Source organism: Vaccinium witches'-broom phytoplasma str. VAC (assembly GCF_000309405.1).
In the GTDB taxonomy this organism is placed as follows: Bacteria; Bacillota_I; Bacilli_A; order Acholeplasmatales; family Acholeplasmataceae; genus Phytoplasma.
This window is the reverse complement of the sequence record NZ_AKIN01000266.1, coordinates 1-548: the sequence shown is the minus strand read 5'-3', so window position 1 is coordinate 548 and position 548 is coordinate 1. Positions and strand designations below refer to the sequence as shown.

The window sequence follows — 548 nt, the reverse complement described above, 5'->3', positions numbered from 1 at the left end:
ATTAAATTTTTTTATAATAACAATAGGTTAATAAAATAAAGAAGGGAATTCTTTTTTACTTATATGATAACAAAACAACATCATTACGATCTAAATACCAAATTAAAGGTTATTTGTGCGAAAAAAGAAGGTTTATTAAGCAACAAACAAATTCAAGCCAAATATAAGATCAAAAATAAAACTCAAATATATAAATGGCTGACTTGGTTTGATAATCAACAACTTCATCGCTTGCAACAACCCCAAGGTAAACAATATAAATACGCCAAAGGCCTTTACGGAAATCAAGATGAAAAAGAAATTAAAAAAATTAAATTAGAGATTAAAAAAATATTAGAACAAAATAATCTAAAAAAAAATAAAAATTTTTATTTTGATATTATCAATAAATATAAAAATAAAATGACTTTAAATCAACTTTTAAGATGTTTAGGTTTAGCTAAAACCACTTATTATCGTTGGCTCAAAAATTATATAAATACAAATTAAATAAAAATTTATCAACTCCCTTCTTTTTAAAAAGGAAGTTTTTTTGTGTTTTTTTAAAA

Annotated in this window: 1 protein-coding gene; it reads left to right on the top strand. The window is 21.5% G+C overall.

The features are described from left to right. Positions 1–63: 63 nt before the first annotated feature. The gene (locus RI68_RS03545) at positions 64–489 is read left to right on the top strand and encodes a hypothetical protein (RefSeq protein ID WP_017193820.1); all 426 of its coding nucleotides are present in this window, start codon (positions 64–66) and stop codon (positions 487–489) included. The last annotated feature ends 59 nt before the right edge of the window (positions 490–548 follow it).